The organism is Bradyrhizobium sp. BRP20 (assembly GCF_020194215.1).
Taxonomy (GTDB): domain Bacteria; phylum Pseudomonadota; class Alphaproteobacteria; order Rhizobiales; family Xanthobacteraceae; genus Bradyrhizobium; species Bradyrhizobium yuanmingense.
The window spans coordinates 1-2,645 of sequence record NZ_JADYVY010000063.1; the positions used below are offsets into that span (position 1 = coordinate 1).

General features: G+C 64.4%; 2 protein-coding genes. Both read left to right on the forward strand.

The features are described from left to right. Window positions 1–160: 160 nt before the first annotated feature. A complete protein-coding gene (gene istA / locus I6F33_RS37755; RefSeq protein ID WP_225143909.1) occupies window positions 161–1,711 on the forward strand; it encodes an IS21 family transposase in 1,551 nt (516 codons plus the stop codon). Continuing rightward, a complete protein-coding gene (gene istB, locus I6F33_RS37760; protein WP_225143907.1) occupies window positions 1,708–2,517 on the forward strand; it encodes an IS21-like element helper ATPase IstB in 810 nt (269 codons plus the stop codon). Before istA ends, istB begins: the two co-directional genes overlap by 4 nt. Window positions 2,518–2,645: the final 128 nt, after the last annotated feature.

Here is a 2,645-nt window from a genome sequence, read left to right on the forward strand (position 1 = left end):
TGCCGCGCGGCAATCAGGGTGACAGTGGAGCGTCAATCAGGATGAGAGAGCTTCGCCGGGCTCGTGACGCAGGGAGGGCGTAGCCCGACCGGAGTTACGAGCCCGGCGTCGGCGCGATCCACAGGGGACCGCGCCGACTGGTGATCGCGGCCGGCTGGTTGTGCAAGTGGTTCTTCCGCCAAGAGGAATCACTCGCTTGCCAGGCCGATACATTACCGATCACCAGATGAGGCTCTACATGAAGTACCGTCAGACCGATACCCCGCCAGTGGCCGCCGCCAAGGCGTCGTTCAGTACCTCGACCGCGTATCGCTTCGAGAAGGATCGAAGGCTCCCATCGCAGAAGAAGGGAGCCCGCGGCCGGCGCCGACCGGACCCGTTGGCCGGTGTTTTTGAGACCGAGGTCGTACCGATGTTGAAGGCGGCCCCCGGCGTGCGGGCTGTCGCGATCTTCGAGGAGATGTTGCGCCGCCACCCTGAGCTCGGGGCTGGAATCCGCCGCACGCTGGAGCGCCGGATCCGCGCCTGGCGGGCAATCCACGGCGAGGAGCAGGAAGTCATCTTCCGTCAGACCCACGAAGTGGGTCAGGTCGGCCTGTCCGACTTCACCGACATGGGCGAGCTCGGGGTCACCATTGCGGGCGTGCCGCTCGATCATCGCCTCTATCACTTCCGGCTGGCCTATTCCGGCTTTGAGCACGCGCATGTCGTGCTCGGTGGCGAGAGCTTCGTCGCCTTGGCCGAAGGGCTGCAGAATGCTCTGTGGTCGCTCGGCGGCGCGCCGCGGGAGCATCGGACCGACAGTCTGTCGGCCGCCTTCTGCAATCTGGACCGGAATGCTCAGGACGATCTGACCCGGCGGTACGAGGACCTCTGCGCCCATTACGGCATGCGGCCTTCCCGCAACAATCGCGGCATCGCCCATGAGAATGGGGCGATCGAGAGCTCGCATGGCCATCTCAAGCGGACGATCGCCGATGCGCTGCTGTTGCGCGGCACTGCCGACTTCGATGATCTCGCCGCCTACCGCGGCTTCATCGACGAGATCGTCAGCCGCCGCAATGCCCGCAACGCCAAGCGCATCGACCACGAGCGCGCTACCCTGCAGGCATTGCCAGATCGCCGCACCTCGGACTACGAGGAGGTGATTGTCCGCGTGACGTCAAGCGACGGCTTCACCTTGCGCAAGGTGTTCTACACCGTGCCGTCACGCCTGATCGGCCACCAGCTGCGGGTGCGCCTTTACGATGATCGTCTCGACGTGTTCGTCGGCGGCACCCATCTCGTCACCCTGCAGCGTGGGCGGCCGCATCCCAACGGCAAGCACGACCAGGTCGTCGATTATCGGCACGTGATCCATTCCTTGCGGCGCAAGCCGATGGCGCTGCTCAATCTCGTCTACCGTGATCGGCTGTTCCCGCGCGATGCCTATCGGAAGACCTTCGATCGTTTGCGCGAACGGCTGCCGGACAAGAAAGCCTGCCGGCTCATGGTCGATCTGCTTGCGCTGGCGCACGAGCGCGGCTGCGAGGCCGAACTCGCCGGTCAGCTCGCCGCTGACCTGGACGCCGGCCAATTGCCCGATCTCGGACAGCTGCGCACGCACTTCGCGCCCGATCCTGCCCGTGTGCCGCAGGTCGTGGTGCATCTCGCGCCACTGGCCGCCTATGAGTGCCTTATCGGCACCGCCGAGATCGGAGGTGCCGCATGAACACGGCCAACACCGTCGACACCGCGCGCCTCAATCTGTTGCTCAACGAGCTGCGGCTGCCCGCCATCAAGGTGCTGTGGCCGCAATTTGCTGAGCAGTCCGACAAGGAAGGCTGGCCGGCGGCCCGCTTCCTCCCCATTGCCGAGCACGAGATCGCTGAACGCAGCCGCCGTCGCATCGAGCGCCACCTCGTTGATGCACGGCTGCCAGCCGGAAAGACTTTCGACAACTTCGACTTCGAGGCCGTGCCGATGGTCTCCAAGGCGCAGGTCACCGCGCTCGCCGCCGGCGACGGCTGGCTGGGCAAGGGCGCCAATTTGCTGCTGTTTGGCCCGCCCGGTGGCGGAAAGAGCCATCTCGCAAGTGCTCTCGGCCTCGCTCTGATCGAGAACGGATGGCGCGTTCTCTTCACCAGAACCACCGATCTCGTGCAAAAGCTCCAGGTGGCGCGGCGCGAGCTCAACCTCGAGGCCGCCATCAACCGCCTTGATCGCTTCGATCTCCTGATCCTCGATGACCTGGCCTACGTCACCAAGGACCAGGCCGAGACCAGCGTGCTGTTCGAACTCATCAGCGCACGCTACGAGCGACGCTCGATGCTGATCACAGCCAATCAGCCATTCGGCGAATGGAACAGGGTCTTCCCGGACCCCGCTATGACCCTCGCCGCCATCGATCGGCTTGTCCACCACGCTACCATCGTCGAGATGAACGTCGAAAGCTATCGCAGGCGGACCGCGCTCGAACGAAAACGCGGACCTGGACGCCCGCCGTCACATGCGACACCCAAAACCGTCTCTGATTGACGCTCCGCGACAATCAGAGTTCAAAAAACTCTTGCGCGCGACAATTAACGCGGCAATCATCACCTCGCCGCGACACCGACTCGCCATCCTGATTGTCGTGCGCTTCCCACCCAGATTGTCGCGCTATA